This window comes from Stenotrophomonas sp., from assembly GCF_032099025.1.
Lineage (GTDB): Bacteria > Pseudomonadota > Gammaproteobacteria > Xanthomonadales > Xanthomonadaceae > Stenotrophomonas.
Genome location: NZ_DAMCID010000012.1, coordinates 73,427 through 95,014, shown reverse-complemented (window position 1 = coordinate 95,014; position 21,588 = coordinate 73,427). Strand labels below are relative to the sequence as shown.

The following is a 21,588-nucleotide window of genomic DNA, read 5'->3' as shown; positions in this document are numbered from 1 at the left end:
CTGCGTGGCTGCGCGCGATGCCCGAACGTAGAGCCACGCCCTGCGTGGCTGCGCGATGTCCGGCGAAGAGCATCCACGCAGGGCGTGGATCTACGGCGTCGCCTTTTTCTTCAGCAACATCTCCAGCGCCTTCCCCACCGCCGCAAACGCAAACGCGCCGGTGATGTGGGTGGCCGCGCCCAACCCGGCGCCGCAGTCCAGCTTGAGCGCCGCATCGGCACCCAGTTGCGGACGGATGCCGCACACCGACCCATCGGCCTGCGGGTACTTCACGTTTTCCAGCGAGTACACCGCCGGCACACCGAAGTAGCGCGAGGCGTTCTTCGGGAAGTTGAAGTCGCTGCGCAGCTTCTTGCGGATCAACGCCATCATTGCGTCGTGCTCGGTACGCGAGACATCGCGGATGCGCACCAGCGTGGGATCGGTGCGGCCACCGGCGGCGCCGACGGTCAGGATCGGCAGCTTGCGGCGGCGGCACCAGGCGATGGTTTCCACCTTCACCCGGAAGCTGTCGCAGGCATCGATGACCAGGTCAAAGTTGCGGTCCAGCAGCTCTACCATGTTCGATACGGTGAGGAATGAGGCAATTGCGTCAACTTCGATGTCGGGATTGATCGCGCGACAGCGCTCGGCCATCGCCTCGGCCTTGTTGCGCCCGTACTGCCCGGCCAACGCCGGCAGCTGCCGGTTGGTGTTGGACACGCAGATGTCGTCGGCGTCGATCAGCGTCAGGTGCCCCACCGCCGTGCGCGCCAAGGCTTCCACGACCCACGAGCCCACCCCGCCCATGCCGACCACCGCCACCCGGCGGCGCGACAGCAGGTCCACGGTGCCCACCCCATACAACCGGTCGATGCCGGCAAAGCGTTCGCGCAATACGTCATTCATGCCGCCCATTTTAGACGGGTGGACGCGCAAGGCGTACGCCCGCCCCGATGCCGGGCGTAGGATGCAGCGAGCCACCCACAAGGAAGCCCTGCGCATGAATGCCCCCGTCCCCGCCCGCCGTGCCTCGGCCGCCTACCGTTATCTCTTCGTCGCCGGGCTCGGCCTGCTGGTGGGCGTGATCGCCACGGTCATGGTCGCGCGCGCCCTGCAGGCCCGGCAGGATCCCTTCCCGACCAGCCTGATGCAGGTCATGAGCCGCCAGACCGACCTGCTGCGCGATGCGCAGGCGCAGAACCGCTGCAGCCTGGCCGACAGCGTGCCGCGCCTGCAGACGCTGCGTTCGCTGTCCAACGACCTGGACCTGGCGTTCCCGGCGCTCAAGGACAGCGCGCAGTTCCAGCAGCACGCCAGCGCCCTGCGTGCCACGCTCAACACCGCGCTGGCCGCGCCGCCGACCGACTGCCTGGCCATGGGGCAGCTGATCGAAACGATCCAGACCGGCTGCAAGGCCTGCCACCAGGATTTCCGCTGATTCATCTGGCAGCCACGAAGCGGGCACCGGATTGGCGCGCTGTTCACGCAGGACACGACAGGATCTGCGCCATGCGCTCCAGACGCATTCTCGACCACCCCTTCTGGCCAGGAGAACCACCATGAAGATCCAACTGATTGCCGCCGCCGCCGTTGCCACCGTCGCGCTGGCCGGCTGCGCCACCACTTCGCCTGGTTATGGCAACAGCGGCTACAACAACAACAGCTACGGCAACAACGGTGGCAACTACAACACCAACCGCTGCGCCGACTGCGGCATCGTCACCCGCATCAACCAGGTGGCCTCGGGCCGCAGCGCGCCGAGCGCGACCGGTGCGATCCTGGGCGGCATCGTCGGTGCAGTGGCGGGTCATGAGATCTCCGACCACACCGGCGGCAGCAAGGGCAACCAGAATGTCGCCGCTGCGGCAGGTGCCGTGGGTGGCGCCCTGGCCGGCAACCAGATCCAGAAGAACGTCACCAGCGACACCTTCGACGTCACCGTGCGCATGGACGACGGGCGCACCGTGGTGGTCAACCAGCGTGATCTCGGCGGCATCCGCGAGAACACCTATGTGCGCGTGGTCAACGGCCGGGTGGTCATTCGCTGACCGGTTGCCGGGCCCGCGCTGCCTGAAAAGAAAGGGCCCGCTTGCGCGGGCCCTTTCCGTATTTCCAACCGCATGGTGTGCGCTTAGAGCGGCTTCACCTTGTCGGCCTGCAGGCCCTTCTGGCCGGTCACTACTTCGAACTCGACCGCCTGGCCTTCCTTCAGGCTCTTGAAGCCCTGGGAATCGATCGCACGGAAGTGTACGAACACGTCCTCGCCGCTTTCACGGCTGATGAAACCGAAACCCTTCGCGTCGTTGAACCACTTGACGGTGCCCTTCTCTGCCATCTTCCTTACTCCCTTACTGTCTTGTAATTGGTTACGCCCTGACAGGCGGCTGACGAGCAAGGGGGAAGCGAGGTGCAACGATGCAGCGGATCTGGAAGATCTACCATCATCAGGCCACGATCCACGGTGACCTTGCCAAGCTCAGCGACTGCAACTTAACCCGGGCAAAACGAAAAATCAACTACCTGATTTCGCATATGTCAACCCCATTTCCTTTACCATACTTGGCAGCATGGACCCTTCATTCATCTTTTACCTGTTAGCCGTCGTCCTGGTCCTTGTCGGCATCGCCGGGATCATCCTGCCGGCCCTGCCCGGCATTCCCCTGGTGTTCGCCGGCCTGCTGGTCGCGGCCTGGGCCGATGGCTTCGTGCATGTGGGCTGGGTGCCACTGACCGTGCTGGGGCTGCTGACCCTGGCCTCGTTCGCGGTGGACGTGCTGGCCACCGTGGTAGGTGCCAAGCGGGTCGGTGCCAGCCGGAAGGCGCTGTGGGGCACCTTCATCGGCAGCATCGTGGGCCTGTTCTTCATGCCGATCGGGTTGTTCGCCGGGCCGCTGGCCGGGGCCCTGCTGGGCGAGTACTGGCATACCCGTGAGCTGGGCCGGTCGACCAAGGTCGGCCTTGCCACGTGGCTGGGCATCCTGCTGGGCTTCGCGCTCAAGCTGGCGCTGGTGATCGCCATGCTGGGCATCTTCGCGTTTGCGTGGTTCTTCTAGGCGACGCAGACGGCTTCACATCGCGCGCACGGGGGTGACCGGCATAAACGCGCTGAGCCGACCGCTGCTGGCGCGCTGTTGCCGGCGTGCTGGCAGGAAGGGCGGACAGCGGCCACACTGTCCCTGTTGAACCATTCATTTACCGGCCTGCCCCCATGACCACCCCGCGCCCCCGTTCCGCCCTGTTCACCGCCCTGGCCCTGGCCACGGCCAGCCTGCCGCTGGCCGCACAGGAAGCGGCGCCGACCCCGGCCTCACCCGAAGCCTGCGCGCTGGTGGACACCGATGCGGCCCGGCTGGCCTGTTACGACAAGCTGTTCCGGCTCACCGCCGACACCACGTCGGCCGCCGACGCCGCCGCAACCGCCGCCAAGCAGGAGCGCCGCGAAGAGCGCCAGGCGGCGCGCACGCCCGATGCGCCCGCCACCGAGCGGGTCAAGCAGCGCCTGGGCGAAGTGTTCAAGAACGATGGCCACGAAGCGGCGCTGGCCAATGCCGGCAAGGGCTCGCTGCTGGACAGCCGCTGGGAACTGGCGCAGGACTCCAAGCTGGGCGCCTTCCAGTTGCGCGCCTACAAGCCGGTGTACCTGCTGCCGGCGTTCTGGACCAGCGACAAGAACCAGATGCCACAGTCGCCCAACCCGGACAACACGGTAGCCACGCCGCAGCAGCTGGACAGCAACGAGCTGAAGTTCCAGCTGAGCTTCAAGACCAAGGTCTGGGAGAACGTGTTCGGCGACAACGGCGACATCTGGGCCGGTTACACCCAGAGCTCGCGCTGGCAGGCCTACAACGCCGACAACTCGCGCCCGTTCCGTGAGACCAACTACGAGCCGGAAGTGATGATGGTGTTCCGCAACGGCTACTCCATCGGTGGCTGGCGTGGGCGCATGAGCGGCATCAGCCTGACCCACATGTCCAACGGCCGCGCCGATCCGCTGTCGCGCAGCTGGAACCGGGTGATTGCGAACATCGGGCTGGACCGCGAGAACTGGGCCCTGGTGCTGCGCCCGTGGTACCGCCTGCCCGAAGACCGCGAAGACGACAACAACCCGGACATCGAAGACTACATGGGCCGCGGCGACGCGACCCTCACCTGGAACCGCAACGGCCACGAGGTCTCGCTGATGGCGCGGCATTCGCTGCGCGGTGGCGACCGTTCGCACGGCGCGCTGCAGATCGATTACGGCTTCCCGATCAGCAACCTGCTGCGCGGTCACGTGCAGGTGTTCGATGGGTACGGCGAGAGCATGATCGATTACAACCACAAGGCCACGTATGTGGGTGTGGGCGTGTCGCTGCTGGAGTGGTATTGAGATACCCGCGCAGCCACCCAAGGGGTGGCTCTACGGTGCAGGCATGTAGAGCCACACCCTGCGTGGCTGGAACTGACAGGCGTAGAGCCACGCCCTGCGTGGCTGGAACGGGGACGGTTTCGTGCGCAGCCACGCAGGGCGTGGCGCTACGGCAGGCTTATGTCCAGTCGGTGATGCCTTCGCGCCGGTACACCTCGGCGAACGCCGGGCGCGCTTTCATGCGCTCGGCGTAGGCCTTGAGCACCGGCCACGAATCGCTTGGCCGCGGCATGTTGCGCGACCAGCGCATCAGCATCACCAGCATGAAATCGACCACGCTCAGCGCTTCTCCCAATACGTACGGGCCCGCGCCATCCAGGTGGTCGGCCATCTGCTGCCACGCACGTTCCAGCTGCTGTCTGGCCATCTCGCGGGTGGCCTCTGCGTTGTCCGCACCTGCCGGTTCGTCAGCATAGAACCACGCGCGGTAAGCCGGCTGCAGCGTGTTGGCGCACCAGAACATCCACCGGTAGGCCTCGCCACGTCCGGCCGTGCCCGGCGCTGGCAGCAGCCCGGCGTGCGGGTGCAGGTCAGCCAGCTGCAGGGTGATGGCGGCCGCTTCGGTCAGCACCTGGCCGTCGATCACCAGCGTGGGCACGCGGCCGGCCGGGTTGAGCGCCAGGTACTGGGCCGACTTCTGCTCGCGGGTGTCGAAGTCGAGCAGCACCAGCGCGTGTTCAACGCCCAGTTCGAGCAGCAGCCAATGCACCACCAGCGAGGCGGTGCTGGAGGAGCCATACAAAGTCGTTGTCATCGGCGCGCTACCTGTGTGGAAAGCAGGCCCGGATTATCGCCGAGACCGCCCCCCGGTAGCGCCGGCCGTTGGCCGGCCCGGGCGATCCCGAACGCCGGCCACCGGCCGGCGCTGCCGGAACGACGCGTCCAGGGGCGCCTGCCGCGGATCGAGGCGGCAGGCGCTGACCGTGGCAGGCCTCAGGCCACCACCACCGGAATCTTTCCGATGCGGGCCTGCCACTCGCGTGGGCCGGTGGTGTGCACCGACTCACCGGTGGAATCCACCGCCACGGTCACCGGCATGTCCTGCACGGTGAATTCGTAGATCGCTTCCATGCCCAGGTCGGCGAAGCCGACCACCTTGGCCGCCTTGATCGCCTTGGATACCAGGTAGGCCGAACCGCCCACCGCCATCAGGTAGGCCGACTTGTTGTCACGGATCGCCTCGATCGCCGCCGGGCCGCGCTCGGCCTTGCCGACCATGCCCAGCAGGCCGGTCTGTTCCAGCACCTGGCGGGTGAACTTGTCCATGCGGGTGGCGGTGGTCGGGCCGGCCGGGCCCACCACTTCGTCGCGCACCGGATCCACCGGGCCCACGTAGTAGATGAAACGGCCCTTCAGGTCGACCGGCAGCGGCTCGCCCTTGTCCAGCATTTCCACCATGCGCTTGTGCGCGGCGTCGCGGCCGGTCAGCAGCTTGCCGTTGAGCAGCAGGGTCTGGCCGGGGGTCCAGCTGGCGACGTCGTCGGGGGTGATCGTGTCCAGATCGACACGGGTGCCCTTGGAGGCGTCATAGGTAATCTGCGGCCAGTCTTCCAGCGACGGCGGGTCCAGCATCACCGGGCCGCTGCCGTCCAGGGTGAAGTGCGCATGGCGGGTGGCCGCGCAGTTCGGAATCATCGCCACCGGCAGGTTGGCCGCGTGGGTCGGGAAATCCTTGACCTTGATGTCCAGCACCGTGGTCAGGCCGCCCAGGCCCTGCGCGCCGATACCCAGCGCGTTGACCTTGTCGAACAGTTCCAGGCGCAGCTCTTCGGCGCGGTTGGAGGCGCCGCGCGCCTTGAGTTCGTTGATGTCGATCGGCTCCATCAGCGATTCCTTGGCCAGCAGCATCGCCTTCTCGGCGGTGCCGCCGATGCCGATGCCCAGCATGCCCGGCGGGCACCAGCCGGCGCCCATGGTCGGCACGGTCTTGAGCACCCAGTCCACGATCGAGTCGGACGGGTTGAGCATGGCGAACTTGCTCTTGGCTTCCGAACCGCCGCCCTTGGCCGCGACGATCACCTCGACGGTGTCACCGGGGACGACCTTGACGTTGACCACGCCCGGGGTGTTGTCCTTGGTGTTGATGCGCTTGCCGGCCGGATCGGCCAGCACCGAGGCGCGCAGCTTGTTGTCCGGGTAGTTGTAGGCGCGGCGCACGCCTTCGTTGGCCATGTCTTCCACGCCCATGGTGGCATCGTCCCAGCGGACGTTCATGCCGATTTCCAGGAACACGGTGACGATGCCGGTGTCCTGGCAGATCGGCCGGTGGCCTTCGGCGCACATCCGGGAGTTGATCAGGATCTGGGCCATCGCTTCCTTCGCGGCCGGCGACTCCTCGCGCTCGTAGGCGGCGGCAAGGCTCTTGATGTAGTCGACCGGGTGGTAGTACGAGATGTACTGCAGCGCGTCGGCGATGGACTGGATGAGGTCTTCCTGCTTGATCGATGTCACGACTTGCTCGCTTGCTGGGGGCTGGCGGGGTTGAGCCGGCCATTTTACGCCCTGACGCCGCCCGGCGTTGATAATCGCTCCCGTTAGCGCCCCGATCCCGGCCCCGGCCGCGCATCGGCTGTCACAACCACGCACCCTGCAGCGTCCTCCCGGCATGGATACCACCGATACCTTCCAGACCCACCGCCCCCGCCTGTTCGCCCTGGCCTACCGGCTGCTGGGCAGCCGCAGCGACGCCGAGGACGTGGTGCAGGACGCCTGGCTGCGCTGGCAGGGCGCCGACGCGGCCGGCATCCGCGACCCGGAAGGCTGGCTGGTGACCGCCACCACCCGGCTCGGCCTGGACCGGCTGCGCGCCCTGCGCAATGCCCGCATCGAGTATGTCGGGCCGTGGCTGCCCGAGCCGCTGGAGATCACGCTGGACCCCGACCCCCTGCACGACCCCGCGGAGCGCCACGCGCTGGCCGACGAGGTCTCGGTCGCGTTCCTGGCCCTGCTCGAACAGCTCGGGCCGGAGGAACGCGCGGCGTTCCTGCTCAAGGACCTGTTCGACTATGACTACCCGCAGATTGCCGCACTGCTGGACCTCAGCGAGGCCAATTGCCGCCAGCGGGTGCACCGGGCGCGGCATCGACTGCAGGCCGGGCGGCCGCGGTTCGCGGTGAGTGCCGGCCAGCACCGCGACCTGCTGGCGCGCTTCATGCACGCCTCCCAGCAGGGTGACCAGGCCGCGCTGATGTCCCTGCTGCATGCCAATGCCGAGATGATCTCCGACGGCGGCGGCCGGGTCACGGCGGCGATCCGCCCGCTGCTGGGGGCCGAGCGCATCGCGCAGCTTTACTGGGCCATCGCCCGGCGCAATGGCGCGCATCCCGCGCAGCTGGGCTACGTCAACGGCGAGCCAGCGATCCTGCGCTTCGAGGGCGCGCAGCTGCACTCGGTCACGTTGGTGGGCGTGGACGAAGGCCGGATCGTGCAGGTGCTCAGCGTGCTCAATCCGGAAAAACTGCAGGCGCTTGTCACAGCGCGCGATGCTGGCGCGTCCTCCTGATGAAGACGGCCACCGTGGCCGTCATGGAGTTGCCCCATGTCCGCTTCACCCCGCGTTCCCTACACCCGCCTGGCCGCCGATGCGTTCAAGGGCCTGCTGGCCACCAGCAAGGCCGTGCATGACAGTTCGATCGACCCGACCCTGATGGAGCTGGTGTTCCTGCGCGTGTCACAGATCAACGGCTGCGGCTACTGCATGGACATGCATGGCACCGCCCTGCGCAAGGGCGGGATCGAGCCGCGCAAGCTGGACACGCTGCCGGCGTGGCACGAGAGCCGGTTTTTCGATGACCGCGAAAAGGCCGCGCTGGGCTGGGCCGAGGCGCTGACCCGGCTGAGCACGGCCGCGCCCTCGGATGCTGCCTTCGACGCGCTGGCGCCGCATTTCGATGAGAAGGGCATCAGCGATCTGAGCATGGGCATCGCGGTCATCAACGCGTGGAACCGACTGGGCGCAGGTCTGTTGCCGCCGTTGCCGTAACGCGTACCCACCCACGCTGGGCACCTGTCCGTTGATGCGTGGTGGCGGTGAGCGCGTAGTGCCGGCCGCTGGCCGGCTCTCCGTACGACCTGCATCGTGAGGAGCCGGCCAGCGGCCGGCACTACGATTTTTCGTTACATCCCGGGGAGCCGGCCAGCGGCCGGCACTACGATTTTTCGTTACATCCCGAGGAGCCGGCCAGCGGCCGGCACTACCGCTTTGTCACAACGCGGGCTGGCACAATGCGGCCATGCCCGCCTCCCCCGCCGCCGGTTCCGCCGGCCAGAAGAATCCCAGCCTGCGCGAACGCTTCAAGGCGATGCGCAACCTGCCCCCGTTCCTGCGCCAGGTCTGGCAGACCAGCCCCGCGCTGGCCACCGCCAGCCTGGGCCTGCGCATCATCCGTGCGCTGCTGCCGGTGGCGATGCTGTATGTCGGCAAGCTCATCATCGACGCAGCACTGCTGCTGAGCCGGCACGAGGCGGGGTTCCCGCCGTTCGACGAGGCGCTGTACAGCGGCCTGCTCAATCCGCTGCTGGGCCTGCTCGCGCTGGAGTTCGGGCTGGCCATCGCCTCGGACCTGCTGGGCCGCATCGTCAGCTATGCCGACACGCTGCTCTCGGAGCTGTTCACCAACGTCACCAGCATCCGGTTGATGGAACACGCCGCCGAGCTGGACCTGGAAGACTTCGAAGACCCCGACCTGCAGGACAAGCTCGACCGCGCGCGCCGCCAGACCATGGGCCGCATGAACCTGATGAGCCAGCTGTTCGGCCAGGTGCAGGACGCCATCACCGTGGCCAGCCTGGCGGTGGGCCTGCTGGTCTACGCACCGTGGTTGATCCTGCTGCTGGGCGTGGCGCTGGTGCCGGCGTTCATCGGCGAAGCGCACTTCAATGCGGCCGGCTACAGCCTCAACTTCCAGTGGACGCCCGAGCGCCGCCAGCTGGACTACCTGCGCCAGATCGGCGCCAGCGTGGAAACCGCCAAGGAGGTGAAGATCTTCAACCTCCATCGGTTCCTGATCGACCGCTACCGGTTCCTGGCCGAGAAGTTCTTCCGCGCCAACCGCACGCTGGCGCGCAAGCGTGCGTTCTGGGGCACCCTGCTGGCCGCGCTGGGCACGCTGGGGTACTACACCGCGTACGCCTACATCGCCTGGCGCACCGTGCGCGGCGACTTCTCCATCGGCGACCTGACCTTCCTGGCCGGCAGTTTCCTGCGCCTGCGCCAGCTGCTGGAGGGCCTGCTGATCGGCTTCTCGCAGGTGGCCAGCCAGGCGCTGTACCTGGATGATCTGTTCTCGTTCTTCCAGATCCAGCCGGAGATCCACTCGCGACCCGATGCCGTGGCCATCCCGCAGCCGATCACCCAGGGGTTCGTCTTCGAGAACGTCGGCTTCCGCTACCCCGATGCCGAGTCCTGGGCGGTGCGCCACCTGGATTTCGAACTGCGCGCCGGGGAAGTGCTGGCGCTGGTCGGCGAGAACGGCGCGGGCAAGACCACGCTGGTCAAGCTGCTGGCGCGTCTGTACGACCCCGATGAAGGCCGCATCCTGCTCGATGGACGCGACCTGCGCGACTACGACCTGGACGACCTGCGCGCCAACATGGGGGTGATCTTCCAGGACTTCGTGCGCTACAACCTGAGCGCCGGCGAGAACATCGGCGTGGGCCTGGTCGAGGCCATGACCGACGATGCGCGCATCCGCGACGCCGCGCGCCGTGGCATGGCCGAGGACGTCATTGCCGCCCTGCCCAACGGCTACGAGCAGCTGATCGGGCGCCGCTTCAAACAGGGCGTGGACCTGTCCGGCGGCCAGTGGCAGAAGATTGCCATCGCCCGCGCGTACATGCGCGATGCGCAGGTGATGATCCTGGACGAGCCGACCGCCGCGCTGGACGCGCGCGCCGAGTTCGAGGTGTTCCAGCGGTTCAAGGAACTGTCCGACAACCGCACCGCCGTGCTGATCTCGCACCGCTTCTCCTCGGTACGCATGGCCGACCGCATCCTGGTGCTGGCCGGGGGGCGGATCGAAGCCAGTGGCACCCACGCCCAGCTGATGACCCAGGGCGGCCGCTACGCCGAGCTGTTCGAGCTGCAGGCAGCGGGGTACCGCTGACGACGGGGGGCTGGCGGGGTTCAATGAGAATTTATCTCATTTGAGCTAAACTGGCCGGGACAACACAGATCAGACCCCACCCCCATGTCTTCCGCTTTCGGCGCCGAAACGGTGCTTGAGGTCCGTCACTGGACCGACGCCTACTTCAGCTTCACCACGACCCGCGACAGCGGTTTCCGCTTCGAGAACGGTCAGTTCGTGATGATCGGCCTGGAAACCGAGACCCGGCCGCTGCTGCGCGCCTATTCCATCGCCAGCGCCAACTGGGAAGAGAACCTCGAGTTCTTCAGCATCAAGGTGCAGGACGGTCCGCTGACCTCGCGGCTGCAGCACATCAAGCCGGGCGACAAGGTACTGGTCGGCAGGAAGCCCACCGGCACCCTGCTCATCAGCGACCTGCACCCCGGCAGGCACCTGTACCTGCTGGGGACCGGCACCGGGCTGGCGCCGTGGCTGTCGGTGATCAAGGACCCGGAAACCTACGAACGCTTCGACAAGGTGATCCTCACCCACGGCGTGCGTTACGAAAAGGACCTGGCCTACCGCGACCTGTTCGAAAAGGAACTGCGCGAACACGAGTTCCTGGGCGAGATGATCGGCGACAAGCTGTTGTACTACCCCGCCGTGACCCGCGAAGCGTTCCCCAACCAGGGCCGCCTGACCTCGCTGCTGGAAAGCGGCGAGATGCAGCGCACGCTGGGCCTGCCCGAGCTGAGCCCGGACAACGACCGCGCCATGATCTGCGGCAGCCCGCAGATGCTGGCCGACCTGCGCACCGTGCTGGACGCCCGCGGCTTCCAGACCTCGCCGCGCATCGGCACCCCGGGCCATTACGTGTTCGAGCGCGCGTTCGTCGAAAAATGATCGCCGACCGTTGCACCACCGCGTAGAGCCACGCCCTGCGTGGCTGCTCTCCGGTGGGCACCGCGAAGCCACGCAGGGCGTGGCTCTACAACGCCGCCTCGATATCCCCGCGCAGGCTTTCCGGCGTGTCGGTGGGCGCATACCGCTGCAGCACCTGTCCGTCGCGCCCGACCAGGAACTTGCTGAAGTTCCATTTGATGCCGCGGGTGCCCAGCAGACCGGATTTTTCCGACTTCAACCACTGCCACAATGGATGCGCGCCATCGCCGTTGACGTCAACCTTGTCCGACAGCGGGAAGTCCACTTCATAGGTCAACGAACAGAAACTGCGGATCTCCTCGGCATTGCCCGGTTCCTGGTGGCCGAACTGGTCGCACGGGAAGCCGATGATCACCAGCCCGCGCGGACCATACTCGCGCCATAGCGCCTCCAGCCCTTCGTATTGCGGGGTGAAGCCGCACTTGCTGGCCACGTTCACCAGCAGCAGCACCTTGCCCCGGTACTGCTCCAGCGCCTGCGGCTGGCCGGTGAGGTCCACGAACGAGAAATCGAAGGCGGTGGTCATGGCGGGAGCTCCAGAGCGGGTTACCGGCATTGTAGAGCCACCCCATGGGTGGCTGTGCATCGTTCTGGCGCCGCGCAGCCACCCAGGGGGTGGCTCTACGGTTCTGGTGCTCGCAGCCACCCAGGGGGTGGCTCTACGGTTCTGGTGCTCGCCGCCACCCAGGGGGTGGCTCTACGGTCAGGTGCCGCGCGGCTGCGACCGCTGCGCACATGCCTTTCGACACAAGCCCCGCCCCGCCGGGCCGGGTTAACCTCGGGCACTTGTCTGACCGGAGAATTCCCCTTGACCACCCGTCTTGCCCTTGCTGTCGCCGTGACCCTCGGCCTTGCCCTGCCCGCCTATTCCGCCGTTGCCGCCGCCCCGGCCGCCAACGCCGCCCAGCAGGCCAACCCGTTCTTCGCCGACAGCACCCTGCCGCTGCACTACCCGCAGTTCGACAAGATCAAGGACAGCGACTTCGCGCCCGCCTTCGACGCTGGCATGGCCCAGCAGCTGAAGGAAGTGGAGGCCATCGCCAACAACACCGCCAAGCCGACCTTCGACAACACCCTCATCGCCCTGGAAAAGAGCGGTGACACCCTGGATCGCGCCACGACCGTGTTCTTCAGCCTGGTCGGCGCCGACACCAACGATGCGCGCAAGAAGCTGCAGGCCGACTACTCGGCGAAATTCGCCGCGCACGCCGATGCCATCGCGCTGAACGGCAAGCTGTTCGCCCGCATCCAGTCGCTGTACGACACCCGCACCCAGCTGGGCCTGGACGCCGAAGGCGTGCGCCTGGTCGAGAAGTACTACGAGAGCTACGTGCGCGCGGGTGCCAAGCTCAACGAAGCCGACAAGACCAAGCTCAAGGAAATGAACGCCGAGCTGGCCAATCTGGGCACGAAGTTCAGCCAGAACGTGCAGAACGAAGTGAACGCCTCGGCCATCGTCGTCGATGACGTCAAGCAGCTCGACGGCCTGTCGGCCGAGCAGATCGCTGCCGCCGCCGAAGCGGCCAAGGCGCGCAAGCTCGACGGCAAGTACGTCATCGCGCTGCTCAACACCACCGGCCAGCCGCCGCTGACCAACCTGGCCAACCGCGACCTGCGCAAGAAGATCTACGACGCCTCGGTCACCCGCGGCAGCCGCGGTGGCGAGTTCGACAACACCGCGCTGGTCTCGCGCATCATGCAGCTGCGCGCCGACAAGGCCAAGCTGATGGGCTTCGACAACTCCGCCGCCTACAACCTGACCAACCAGACCGCCAAGAACCCAGAAGCGGTCAACGCCATGCTCGGCCAGCTCGCCCCGGCCGCCGTCGCCAACGCCAAGCGCGAAGCGGCCGACCTGCAGGCCATGATCGACAAGGAACAGAAGGCCGCCGGCAAGAAGAGCTTCCAGCTGGAAGCATGGGACTGGGCCTACTACAGCGAGAAGGTGCGCCAGGCCAAGTACAACTTCGACGAGTCCCAGCTCAAGCCGTACTTCGAGCTGAAAAACGTGCTGGAGAACGGCGTGTTCTTCGCCGCCAACCAGGAATACGGCCTGAGCTTCAAGCAGCGCACCGACCTGCCGGTCTACCACGACGACGTGACCGTCTACGACGTATTCGACGCCGACGGCAGCCAGCTGGCGATCTTCATCTTCGACCCGTACGCGCGCGCCTCCAAGCGTGGCGGTGCGTGGATGAACTCGTACGTGTCCCAGTCCGCGCTGACCGGTTTCAAGCCGGTGGTGGCCAACCACCTCAACATCCCCAAGCCGCCGGCCGGCCAGCCGACCCTGCTGACCTGGGACGAAGTGACCACCACCTTCCACGAATTCGGCCATGCCCTGCACGGCATGTTCTCGAACGTGAAGTACCCGTACTTCTCGGGCACCTCGGTGCCGCGCGACTTCGTCGAGTTCCCCTCGCAGGTCAACGAGATGTGGTCGGACAACGCGCTCATCCTGAAGAACTACGCCAAGCACTACCAGAACGGTGGCGCCATGCCGCAGGCACTGCTGGACAAGGTGATCGCCGCCGCCAAGTTCAACCAGGGCTTCGCCACCACCGAATACCTGGGCGCGGCCATGCTTGACCAGCGCTGGCACCAGATCGGCCCGGACCAGGTGCCGGCCGCGAAGGACGTGATGGCCTTCGAGCGCGCCGCGCTGGAGAAGGACGGCATTTACTACGCACCGGTGCCGCCGCGTTACAAGACCCCGTACTTCAGCCACATCATGGGCGGCTACTCGGCCGGCTACTACGCCTACATCTGGTCGGAAGTGCTGGACGCCAACACCCAGAAGTGGTTCCGTGAAAACGGCGGCCTGAGCCGCAAGAACGGCGACCATTTCCGTGCCACCCTGCTGTCCAAGGGCGGCAGCGTGGATGCGATGCAGTTGTTCCGCGATTTCGCCGGCCACGAACCGCAGATCGAGCCGCTGCTCGAAAAGCGCGGCCTGACCGCAGAAAAGAACTAACGCGGCCGGTGTAGAGCGGACCGTGTAGCACGAACTGTGTAGAGCGGACTGTGTAGAGCGGACTGTTAGTCCGCTACGCTCTTGATCTGCTGTTTGAAACAAAAAACCGCCCGGCCAAAAGCCGGGCGGTTTTTCGTAGTGACACGCCATGCGTGTCTCGCGCAATGCGTGTCCACGTGCACCCGACATCGCGCTGACACGCATGGCGTGTCCCTACGCGAAGAACGCCAGAAGCATTATCGGCAACGCCGTCACCGCGGCGCGATGTACCCGCCCGGGACGCCGTTCGGCGACAGCACCAGCTGCCACAGCTGGGCGTGGCGGCAGCGGAAGCTGGCCATCGAGCCGGCCAGGTAGAAGCGCCACATGCGCCTGAAACGTTCGTCGTAACGCTGCGGATCAAGATGCTCCCATGCCGCTTCGACATTGGCGCGCCAGGCCTGCAAGGTGCGGTCGTAATCCGGGCCGAAGCTGTGCCAGTCCTCCAGCACGAACAGACCCTCGTAGGCAGCCGTGATCTGCGCGGCCGACGGCAGCAGCGAATTGGGGAAGATGTAGCGCGCGATCCACGGGTCGGTGCGGTGGCGCGAACGGTTGCTGCCGATGCTGTGCAGCAGGAACAAGCCGCCCGGCTGCAGGCAGCGCCGCGCCATCTCGAAGTAGCCGCGGTAGTTCTTGTCGCCGACATGCTCGAACATGCCCACCGACAGGATCGCATCGAAACGCTCGTCAACGTCGTGGTAATCCTGCAGCCGGATCTCGATCGGCAGGCCCGCGCACAGCGCGCGTGCGTAGTCGGCCTGTTCCTGCGAAATGGTGATGCCCACGCCGGAGACGCCGTAGCGCTCGGCGGCGAACTTCAGTGCCTCGCCCCAGCCGCAGCCGATGTCGAGCACGCGCTGGCCGGTGCGCAGCCCGAGCTTGCGGCAGATCAGATCGAGCTTGGCTTCCTGTGCGCTGTCCAGATCGTTGGCGTGGGCCCAGTAACCGCAGCTGTAGACCAGCCGCTTGCCGAGCATGGCGTGGTAGAGATCGTTGCCGAGGTCGTAATGGCGGCGACCGACTTCCAGGTTGCCGCCGCCGGCCTGCAGGTTGAACAACCGCGCCTTGAGTCCGTCGGCCAGCTCGCGCCAGCCATGCACGCGCGCGTCCAGATGGGCCTGCATCACCTGCAGCAGGAAGCCATCCAGCGACGCCGCATCCCACTGCCCGTCCATGTAGCTTTCGCCCAGGCCAAGCGAGCCCTGGGCGATCACGCGCGAATAGAAGCGCGGGTCGTGCACGTGGATGTCATGGGGTCGGTCACCGTCGACAGTGACGTCCGCCTCGTGCAGCAACTCGATCACCCGCCGTTGCAGCCCCACGTCCACGGCCTGCCCTCCGCTAACCCTTGGCGAACAGGCCGGCGTAGGCCGGGGCAACGTGCGGGGCCAATACGCTGGCCGGCACGTCCACGGTCTGCGTGCCATCCGAGTACGGCCCCACCTGGTAGGGCGGGAACACGAAGCGCACGGCTGTGATCAGCCCGTTGGGGTCGGTGAGCGGCTGGAACTGGCCGAAGTTGTCGGCGCTGGCGCCGGTGCCATCGGCGATCATGCGGCTGGCGCTGCGCAGCGATTCCTGCAGCTGGCCCGGTTCCATGTCTTCGCTGCTGAGGCGCGTGGCCACGCGCTCGCGCAGCTGGTCGGCGATGTAGTCGCTGACCACGCCCCAGCCCTTGGTATCGGCAATCAGCTTGTCGGCGGTCAGCATCTGCTGCTGTTCGGGCAGCCAGACGAAACGCGCCACCAGCGGCTCACCATGGGCGCCGCCGGTGTAGCGGCTGCCATCGGCACTGATCACCACCAGCGTTGGCGTGTCCAGCACCTTCTCGAAGCTCAGCGACAGCTCGTAGGGCATCGTCGGCTTGTCATTGCCCAGCCCGTCCACGGCCTGCTGCAGTTCGGCACGCGCGGCGGTGGCGTAGTCCGACAGCGCCTTGGCCAGGGCCGGATAGCGGTTGACGTCCTGCGGGTAGCTGATGCCGATCACGGCCTGTGGCGTGTTCTCGATCACGTCGCGCAACTCGACCGGTGCCTCGGCGGCTGCCGGGGCCTCGACGTTGCCCGGCAACGCCGTGGCGGCGGTGTCGGCCGGTGCCGGTGCGGCACTGTCCTCGTCGCGCTTGCAGCCGGCCAGCAGCACCAGCCCCACGGCCAACGCCAGCGCGCCAGTACGCAGCGCGCGGCGGTTTCCTGCGATGTTCATTGCAATCCCCTTGTTGAAGCCCAGCATCATGATCCGTCGTCCCTGAAACATCCCCTGCCGTGCTCAAGGCACCAGCAGGTCGTTGTATTCCTCGTGCCGCTCCAGGAAGGCTTCGGCATACGCGCACGCCGGCACCACCTTGAACCTGTTGTCGCGCGCATAGCGCAGCGCCACCTTGGTCAGCTCCCCCGCGATACCCTGGCCACTGATCGGCTCGGGCACCTCGGTATGGGTGATGGTCATGCGCTTTCCCTTGATCTTGTAGTCCAGCAGCGCCAGATGCCCACGGATGCGGGCCTGGAACCGGTGGCGGGCCAGATCGTGCTCCACCTCATATGCCAAACCCGGCGGGGTGACCGAAGCCATGGGCACTGTCTCCTGCGGCTACTGTGGCGATAGTGCGCAGCGTAGCGCCATGATCGCGTGAAGCCTGAACAGGGGCAACAGCCGACATTTTTTGTCACTTCCAGCCCTAAAGTCGGGCGGGCTCAAGCCGCTATCGGTAACGGACAGGTCGCAAAAGCTGGCACGGGTTTTGCGACTACCGATTGCCCCATCCGTGTCCCAAGGAGCGTTACATGGACCATGCACCCGATTTCACCCAGCCCGGCGATGCCGACAGCTCGCTGCTGGAAGGCCTTTTCCAGCTGGCCCTGAACGGCCAGACCCAGGGATCGGAATTCGATCTCATCGACCACGAGGTCTATGCCCGCCTGCTCAGCACCTACGGTGGCGACCGCCGTTTCGCGGCGTAAGGCAACAGCGTCACCACCCACGGTGGTGACCTGCTGGTAGGTACCGACCGTTGGTCGGTACCCGCTTCAGCCACCCAGCCTGAAGGTCGGGTTGCTCAGTTCGCGCAGGAAATGCTCGAAGATCGCCGGCCGCATGGCCAGCATGAAGATCACGCCGAACGCGGCACCGGCCAGGTGCGCGCTGTGATTGATGCGGTCGCCGCCACGGCGGTCCATCCAGATGCTGTAGCCCACATAGAACACGGCATAGATGATCGCCGGCGCGGGGATGAAGAACACGAAGATGATGCTCCACGGGCTGACCAGAATGAAGGCGAACAACACCGCCGACACCGCACCCGACGCCCCCAGGCTCAGGTAGTTCGGGTTCTTCTGGTTCTTCAGGTAGCTGGGCAGGATCGACACCACCAGCGCCCCCAGATAGAACGCCGGATAGGTCAGGTAGCTGCCTGTCAGGTTCACCATGAGCGCTTCGATCTGGCCGCCGAAGAAGAACAGCGTGATCATGTTGAACGCGAGGTGGGCCAGATCCGCGTGGATGAAACCGTAGGTCACCAGGCGGTCGTACTGGCGTTTGCGGTCCACCGCCGGCGGCCACAGGATCAGGCGGTCGGCAAGGGCGCGGTTCTTGAACGCCATCCACGACACCAGGACGGTGATGGCGATCAGCAGCAGGTTGACGGGGGTCAGTTGCATGGGGGTACTCAGGCAGCGCGGTAGTTGTCGACCATACGATAGCGCTTCGCATACCAACCGAAGGTCAACGCCGCCACGAACGCGAAGCCGGCGAAGAAGAACATCAGGAACGCCGCCTCACTGAGCCCGGTACTGGCGATCTTGTGGGTCACCGTATCGTTGCGCACCGCCGCGTTGGACAGCAGCACCCACAGGTTGCCGATGGTGGTGGTCAGGTTCCAGAAGCTCATCACCACGCCCTTCATCGCCTGCGGTGCCTGGCTGTAGGCAAACTCCAGGCCGGTGGCCGAAACCAGCACCTCACCGAAGGTCAGCAGCGCGTACGGCAGCATCTGCCAGAAGATCGACATGACGTTGCCGCCGTCCATCATCACCTGGATACCACCCACCACGATCCAGGCCAGGCCGCTGAAGGCGATGCCGGCGGTCATGCGGCGCAGCGCGGTCGGCTCGAAGCCGAAACGGCGCAGCGCCGGGTACAGCACCAGGTTGTTGAATGGAATCAGGATCATCACCAGCAGCGGGTTCAACGCCTGCATCTGCGAGGCGGTGAACCAGGACGGCATGGCCATCTGCTGGCCCTGCAGCACCCAAGTGGATGCTTTCTGGTCGAACAGCGAGAAGAACGGCGTGGTCAGCGCGAAGATCACCAGCACGCGCAGCACCGAACGCACCCCTTCCACGGCCTCGGCCGGATGCACGGCACGGGCGCGGTCAAGCTGGATCCAGGTGCCACCGCCCACGCCGACCAGCACCAGCACCAGCGCGATGCACAGGCAGATCACGATACCGAGCATGCCGACCAGGCCCATCGAGGCCACCGCCAGCACCGCACCGAGGATCGCCAGCGTGAGGCCCGGACGGCCCTTGCCCGGCACCTGCGCCGTCAGCGCGGTGCGCACCACGTTGCCGAACGAATGCGGGTCCTTCGGCGGCAGCGGCACCAGCACGTAGCGCTTGCGGCCCAGCCAGAACACGAAGGTGGCCACGAACATCAGGATGCCGGGAATGCCGAAGGCCCACTGCGGCCCCAGGTTCTTGAGCGCCAGCGGGATCAGCAGCGAGGCGAACAGCGAGCCGAAGTTGATGATCCAGTAGAAGGCGTCGAACACCAGCTTGGCCAGGTGCTTGTTGCTCTGGTCGAACTGGTCGCCCATGAACGAAGCCACCAGCGGCTTGATGCCGCCCGCGCCCAGCGCGATCAGGCCCAGGCCGAAGAAGAAGCCCTCGCGGCTGTTCTCGAACAGCGCCAGGCAGGCGTGGCCGGCGCAGTAGATCAGGCTGAACCAGAGGATGGTGTGGTACTTGCCGAAGAACTTGTCGGCCAGCCAGCCACCGAGCAGCGGGAAGAAATACACGCCGATCATGAAGCTGTGCATGATGTCCTTGGCCTCGCCGGCCCGCCCTTCGGACGTGATCTCCTGCAGCAGCAGCGAGGTGATCAGGAACTGCACCAGGATGTTGCGCATCCCGTAGAAACTGAACCGCTCGCAGGCCTCATTGCCAATGATGTACGGAATCTGGCGCGGCATTTTTCCCTTGCCGGCGCTGGCGGCTGCGATCGTGCTCATTCTATGGGGCTGTCCTGCGGGGTCTAAAGGGCGCAAGGTTACCGGAAGGGCCACGGGCACGCACGCTGCGTCCCTACGTGACAGGCCGTTCGCGACATGGCAGGAAATGCGCGCCGAACCCGCTCGAAGTCACGGCGCGTCGACGGCCAAAGCGTAAACTTATCGTTATGCGCCCCCTCCCCACGGTTGTTACAGCGCGCTGGCCCGGCTGGCTCCTGCTGCTCCTGCTGTCTACCTCCATCGCCTCGGCCCACGCGCGCCAGAGCGAGGACGGTGCACGCCTGTTGAAGATCGCCACGCTGGAACTGCCCACCCAGGACGACCGTCAGTGGGAGCAGCGTCGCGATCAGGTGCTGCAGGCGCTGGAAGCGCTTCAGCCGGACGTGATTGCCGTGCAGCGGGTGCTGCAGACCCAAGGCCGCAACCCCGCCTGCTGGCTGGCCAGCCGGCTGCGCTACAGCTGCGACTTCGTCACCGCCGACCCGCCCAGCCAGCCGCTGCGGCACGGCAGTGCCCTGCTCAGCCGGCTGCCGGTGGCCGAGGACGGTGTCACCCTGCTGCACCCGCCCGGCCAGTTCAGCGCCGCCGGCATGCTGCGGGTGAAGCTGCAGGAGGAGCTGGTCAACATCTACGTGGCGCGGCTGCGGCCCGAGCCGGACGAGGTCAAGGTGCGGCAGCACCAGACCGGCGACCTGATGACCTGGATCGGTGCCACCTCCGATGGACTGCCCTCGTTGATCGCGGGCGATTTCTCGGCCGACATCCGTGAACTGGTCGGCAGCTCGCCGGGGTTTCAGCCGGCGCGCAACAATCCCGGCGAGCGGGTCGATCCGCCATCCGCGGCGGGCGCGGCGCGCGGGCATGGGCTGGACGTGCTGTTCCAGGTCAAGCATTTCGCCGGCATGGGCCAGCAGCCGTTGAAACTGGCTGCGCTGGAAGGCACCGACGCAGGCGAGCTGCGCCTGGGCATCATTGCCACGCTGCGCTTGCAGGGCGAGTAGTGCCGGCCGCTGGCCGGCTCCAGGCAAATCTGTGCATCAGAGGTAGTGCCGGCCGCTGGCCGGCTCCAGGCGAATCTGTGCACCACAGGTAGTGCCGGCCGCTGGCCGGCTCCAGGCGAATCTGTGCATCACGTGGAGCCGGCCAGCGGCCGGCACTACGGTTTGCTTCATGCATCGCTTGGCGCCGGCCAGCGGCCGGCACTACCGGTTGCGAAAAAAAAGCCGGGCGTTTCCGCCCGGCCTTCTTCATTCACGCCGCCGATGAACTCAGGCGATCGCTTCCTGGTAACGACGCTCGACTTCGTTCCAGTCGACGACGTTGAAGAACGCGCCGATGTATTCCGGGCGACGGTTCTGGTACTTCAGGTAGTACGCGTGTTCCCACACGTCCAGCGCCAGGATCGGCGTATTGCCGTTCTCGAGCGGGCTGTCCTGGTTGGCGCTGCTTTCCACCACGACCTTCTTGTCCGGGGTGACGCTCAGCCAGGCCCAGCCGCTGCCGAAGCGGGTCAGCGCAGCCTTGGTGAAGGCGTCCTTGAACGTGTCGAAGCCGCCCAGCTGGGTCTCGATCGCCTTGGCGACGTCACCGACCGGCTTGCCGCCTGCGTTCGGGGCCATCACGGTCCAGAACAGCGAATGGTTGGCGTGACCGCCGCCGTTGTTGCGCACTACGCCCTGCAGGTTTTCCGGCAGCGACTTGGTCTTCTTCACCAGCTCTTCGATCGGCAGGTCGGCGTATTCGGTGCCTTCCAGTGCCGCGTTGACGTTGTTGATGTAGGTCTGGTGATGCTTGGTGTGGTGGATTTCCATCGTGGCCGCGTCGATATGCGGCTCGAGCGCGTCATAGGCGTAGGACAGCTTGGGCAGAGTGTAGGCCATGTGGTTCTCCTGGTAGCTCACTCGCCCGGCGAAGGCCGGGCGTTGCGAAGTCGATGATGGGGATGGCC

Annotated in this window: 22 protein-coding genes; 11 read left to right on the top strand and 11 right to left on the bottom strand. The window is 66.2% G+C overall.

Annotation, left to right across the window (positions count from 1 at the left end; translation table 11 throughout):
- Positions 1-90: 90 nt before the first annotated feature.
- Positions 91-888, bottom strand: coding sequence for a tRNA threonylcarbamoyladenosine dehydratase (locus RT456_RS10610; protein ID WP_313346187.1), 798 nt, complete (start codon positions 886-888; stop codon positions 91-93).
- 94 nt (positions 889-982) lie between these two features.
- Between RT456_RS10610 and RT456_RS10605 the strand changes: the two genes are divergently transcribed.
- Both RT456_RS10605 and RT456_RS10600 read left to right on the top strand, forming a co-directional pair.
- On the top strand, positions 983-1,420 hold the full coding sequence (locus RT456_RS10605; protein WP_313346185.1) for a hypothetical protein: 438 nt from the start codon (positions 983-985) through the stop codon (positions 1,418-1,420).
- 121 nt (positions 1,421-1,541) lie between these two features.
- Positions 1,542-2,030, top strand: a complete 489-nt coding sequence (locus RT456_RS10600; RefSeq protein ID WP_313346182.1) for a glycine zipper 2TM domain-containing protein — start codon at positions 1,542-1,544, stop codon at positions 2,028-2,030.
- Positions 2,031-2,113: 83 nt separating this feature from the next.
- Here RT456_RS10600 and RT456_RS10595 read toward each other — a convergent pair whose 3' ends face one another.
- Positions 2,114-2,317 (bottom strand): cold-shock protein, encoded by a 204-nt coding sequence (locus RT456_RS10595; protein ID WP_313346179.1) that lies wholly within the window; start codon positions 2,315-2,317, stop codon positions 2,114-2,116.
- A gap of 232 nt (positions 2,318-2,549) precedes the next feature.
- On the opposite strand from RT456_RS10595, the gene RT456_RS10590 reads away from it, so the two are divergent.
- The gene (locus tag RT456_RS10590) at positions 2,550-3,035 is read left to right on the top strand and encodes a DUF456 domain-containing protein (RefSeq protein WP_313346176.1); all 486 of its coding nucleotides are present in this window, start codon (positions 2,550-2,552) and stop codon (positions 3,033-3,035) included.
- 155 nt (positions 3,036-3,190) lie between these two features.
- Positions 3,191-4,351, top strand: coding sequence for a phospholipase A (locus RT456_RS10585; protein ID WP_313346174.1), 1,161 nt, complete (start codon positions 3,191-3,193; stop codon positions 4,349-4,351).
- Positions 4,352-4,508: 157 nt separating this feature from the next.
- On the opposite strand, the gene RT456_RS10580 is transcribed toward RT456_RS10585, so the two are convergent.
- Positions 4,509-5,144 (bottom strand): glutathione S-transferase family protein, encoded by a 636-nt coding sequence (locus RT456_RS10580; RefSeq protein ID WP_313346172.1) that lies wholly within the window; start codon positions 5,142-5,144, stop codon positions 4,509-4,511.
- Between the two features lie 179 nt (positions 5,145-5,323).
- Positions 5,324-6,841, bottom strand: coding sequence for a fumarate hydratase (locus RT456_RS10575; RefSeq protein ID WP_313346169.1), 1,518 nt, complete (start codon positions 6,839-6,841; stop codon positions 5,324-5,326).
- Positions 6,842-6,995: 154 nt separating this feature from the next.
- Here RT456_RS10575 and sigJ point away from each other — a divergent pair, with 154 nt between their 5' ends.
- From sigJ to RT456_RS10555, 4 genes are all read left to right on the top strand, one after another.
- The gene (gene sigJ, locus RT456_RS10570; RefSeq protein ID WP_313346168.1) at positions 6,996-7,892 is read left to right on the top strand and encodes an RNA polymerase sigma factor SigJ; all 897 of its coding nucleotides are present in this window, start codon (positions 6,996-6,998) and stop codon (positions 7,890-7,892) included.
- Between the two features lie 36 nt (positions 7,893-7,928).
- Positions 7,929-8,372 carry a carboxymuconolactone decarboxylase family protein gene (locus RT456_RS10565; RefSeq protein WP_313346165.1) on the top strand — a complete coding sequence of 148 codons (444 nt, stop codon included), beginning with the start codon at positions 7,929-7,931 and terminating at the stop codon, positions 8,370-8,372.
- 250 nt (positions 8,373-8,622) lie between these two features.
- Positions 8,623-10,494: an ABC transporter ATP-binding protein gene (locus RT456_RS10560; RefSeq protein ID WP_313346162.1), complete on the top strand. Its 1,872-nt coding sequence runs from the start codon at positions 8,623-8,625 to the stop codon at positions 10,492-10,494.
- Between the two features lie 84 nt (positions 10,495-10,578).
- Positions 10,579-11,358, top strand: coding sequence for a ferredoxin--NADP reductase (locus RT456_RS10555; RefSeq protein ID WP_313346159.1), 780 nt, complete (start codon positions 10,579-10,581; stop codon positions 11,356-11,358).
- Positions 11,359-11,443: 85 nt separating this feature from the next.
- On the opposite strand, the gene RT456_RS10550 is transcribed toward RT456_RS10555, so the two are convergent.
- Positions 11,444-11,923 (bottom strand): glutathione peroxidase, encoded by a 480-nt coding sequence (locus RT456_RS10550; protein ID WP_313346157.1) that lies wholly within the window; start codon positions 11,921-11,923, stop codon positions 11,444-11,446.
- A 282-nt stretch (positions 11,924-12,205) separates the two neighbouring features.
- On the opposite strand from RT456_RS10550, the gene RT456_RS10545 reads away from it, so the two are divergent.
- Complete coding sequence (locus RT456_RS10545) at positions 12,206-14,371, top strand: M3 family metallopeptidase (protein ID WP_313346155.1); 2,166 nt, start codon at positions 12,206-12,208, stop codon at positions 14,369-14,371.
- Positions 14,372-14,622: 251 nt separating this feature from the next.
- On the opposite strand, the gene cfa is transcribed toward RT456_RS10545, so the two are convergent.
- The 3 genes from cfa to RT456_RS10530 form a co-directional block, all read right to left on the bottom strand.
- On the bottom strand, positions 14,623-15,741 hold the full coding sequence (gene cfa, locus RT456_RS10540; RefSeq protein ID WP_313346153.1) for a cyclopropane fatty acyl phospholipid synthase: 1,119 nt from the start codon (positions 15,739-15,741) through the stop codon (positions 14,623-14,625).
- A gap of 13 nt (positions 15,742-15,754) precedes the next feature.
- Positions 15,755-16,618 (bottom strand): DUF3298 and DUF4163 domain-containing protein, encoded by an 864-nt coding sequence (locus tag RT456_RS10535; RefSeq protein WP_313346151.1) that lies wholly within the window; start codon positions 16,616-16,618, stop codon positions 15,755-15,757.
- A gap of 63 nt (positions 16,619-16,681) precedes the next feature.
- Complete coding sequence (locus RT456_RS10530; RefSeq protein ID WP_313346150.1) at positions 16,682-16,984, bottom strand: GNAT family N-acetyltransferase; 303 nt, start codon at positions 16,982-16,984, stop codon at positions 16,682-16,684.
- A gap of 212 nt (positions 16,985-17,196) precedes the next feature.
- Here RT456_RS10530 and RT456_RS10525 point away from each other — a divergent pair, with 212 nt between their 5' ends.
- Entirely contained in the window at positions 17,197-17,373 is a 177-nt protein-coding gene (locus tag RT456_RS10525; protein ID WP_313346148.1) for a hypothetical protein, read from the top strand.
- Between the two features lie 66 nt (positions 17,374-17,439).
- Here RT456_RS10525 and RT456_RS10520 read toward each other — a convergent pair whose 3' ends face one another.
- Together RT456_RS10520 and RT456_RS10515 are read right to left on the bottom strand one after the other, a co-directional pair.
- Positions 17,440-18,069 (bottom strand): rhomboid family intramembrane serine protease, encoded by a 630-nt coding sequence (locus tag RT456_RS10520; RefSeq protein ID WP_313346145.1) that lies wholly within the window; start codon positions 18,067-18,069, stop codon positions 17,440-17,442.
- 8 nt (positions 18,070-18,077) lie between these two features.
- Positions 18,078-19,640, bottom strand: a complete 1,563-nt coding sequence (locus tag RT456_RS10515) for an oligopeptide:H+ symporter (protein WP_313346142.1) — start codon at positions 19,638-19,640, stop codon at positions 18,078-18,080.
- A gap of 167 nt (positions 19,641-19,807) precedes the next feature.
- Here RT456_RS10515 and RT456_RS10510 point away from each other — a divergent pair, with 167 nt between their 5' ends.
- Positions 19,808-20,641, top strand: coding sequence for an endonuclease/exonuclease/phosphatase family protein (locus RT456_RS10510; protein ID WP_313346139.1), 834 nt, complete (start codon positions 19,808-19,810; stop codon positions 20,639-20,641).
- 267 nt (positions 20,642-20,908) lie between these two features.
- On the opposite strand, the gene RT456_RS10505 is transcribed toward RT456_RS10510, so the two are convergent.
- A complete protein-coding gene (locus RT456_RS10505; protein WP_313346136.1) occupies positions 20,909-21,520 on the bottom strand; it encodes a superoxide dismutase in 612 nt (203 codons plus the stop codon).
- Between the last annotated feature and the right edge of the window lie 68 nt (positions 21,521-21,588).

Bases quoted from the DNA above. Each gene is read 5' to 3' on its own strand.
- RT456_RS10560 (WP_313346162.1), top strand. From the start codon at position 8,623: ATGCCCGCCTCCCCCGCCGCCGGTTCCGCCGGCCAGAAGAATCCCAGC.
- sigJ (WP_313346168.1), top strand. From the start codon at position 6,996: ATGGATACCACCGATACCTTCCAGACCCACCGCCCCCGCCTGTTCGCC.
- RT456_RS10520 (WP_313346145.1), bottom strand. From the start codon at position 18,069: ATGCAACTGACCCCCGTCAACCTGCTGCTGATCGCCATCACCGTCCTG.
- RT456_RS10555 (WP_313346159.1), top strand. From the start codon at position 10,579: ATGTCTTCCGCTTTCGGCGCCGAAACGGTGCTTGAGGTCCGTCACTGG.
- RT456_RS10565 (WP_313346165.1), top strand. From the start codon at position 7,929: ATGTCCGCTTCACCCCGCGTTCCCTACACCCGCCTGGCCGCCGATGCG.
- RT456_RS10580 (WP_313346172.1), bottom strand. From the start codon at position 5,144: ATGACAACGACTTTGTATGGCTCCTCCAGCACCGCCTCGCTGGTGGTG.
- RT456_RS10510 (WP_313346139.1), top strand. From the start codon at position 19,808: ATGCGCCCCCTCCCCACGGTTGTTACAGCGCGCTGGCCCGGCTGGCTC.
- RT456_RS10610 (WP_313346187.1), bottom strand. From the start codon at position 888: ATGAATGACGTATTGCGCGAACGCTTTGCCGGCATCGACCGGTTGTAT.
- RT456_RS10585 (WP_313346174.1), top strand. From the start codon at position 3,191: ATGACCACCCCGCGCCCCCGTTCCGCCCTGTTCACCGCCCTGGCCCTG.
- RT456_RS10595 (WP_313346179.1), bottom strand. From the start codon at position 2,317: ATGGCAGAGAAGGGCACCGTCAAGTGGTTCAACGACGCGAAGGGTTTC.
- RT456_RS10605 (WP_313346185.1), top strand. From the start codon at position 983: ATGAATGCCCCCGTCCCCGCCCGCCGTGCCTCGGCCGCCTACCGTTAT.
- RT456_RS10530 (WP_313346150.1), bottom strand. From the start codon at position 16,984: ATGGCTTCGGTCACCCCGCCGGGTTTGGCATATGAGGTGGAGCACGAT.
- RT456_RS10515 (WP_313346142.1), bottom strand. From the start codon at position 19,640: ATGAGCACGATCGCAGCCGCCAGCGCCGGCAAGGGAAAAATGCCGCGC.
- RT456_RS10535 (WP_313346151.1), bottom strand. From the start codon at position 16,618: ATGAACATCGCAGGAAACCGCCGCGCGCTGCGTACTGGCGCGCTGGCG.
- RT456_RS10550 (WP_313346157.1), bottom strand. From the start codon at position 11,923: ATGACCACCGCCTTCGATTTCTCGTTCGTGGACCTCACCGGCCAGCCG.
- RT456_RS10505 (WP_313346136.1), bottom strand. From the start codon at position 21,520: ATGGCCTACACTCTGCCCAAGCTGTCCTACGCCTATGACGCGCTCGAG.
- RT456_RS10600 (WP_313346182.1), top strand. From the start codon at position 1,542: ATGAAGATCCAACTGATTGCCGCCGCCGCCGTTGCCACCGTCGCGCTG.
- RT456_RS10525 (WP_313346148.1), top strand. From the start codon at position 17,197: ATGGACCATGCACCCGATTTCACCCAGCCCGGCGATGCCGACAGCTCG.
- RT456_RS10590 (WP_313346176.1), top strand. From the start codon at position 2,550: ATGGACCCTTCATTCATCTTTTACCTGTTAGCCGTCGTCCTGGTCCTT.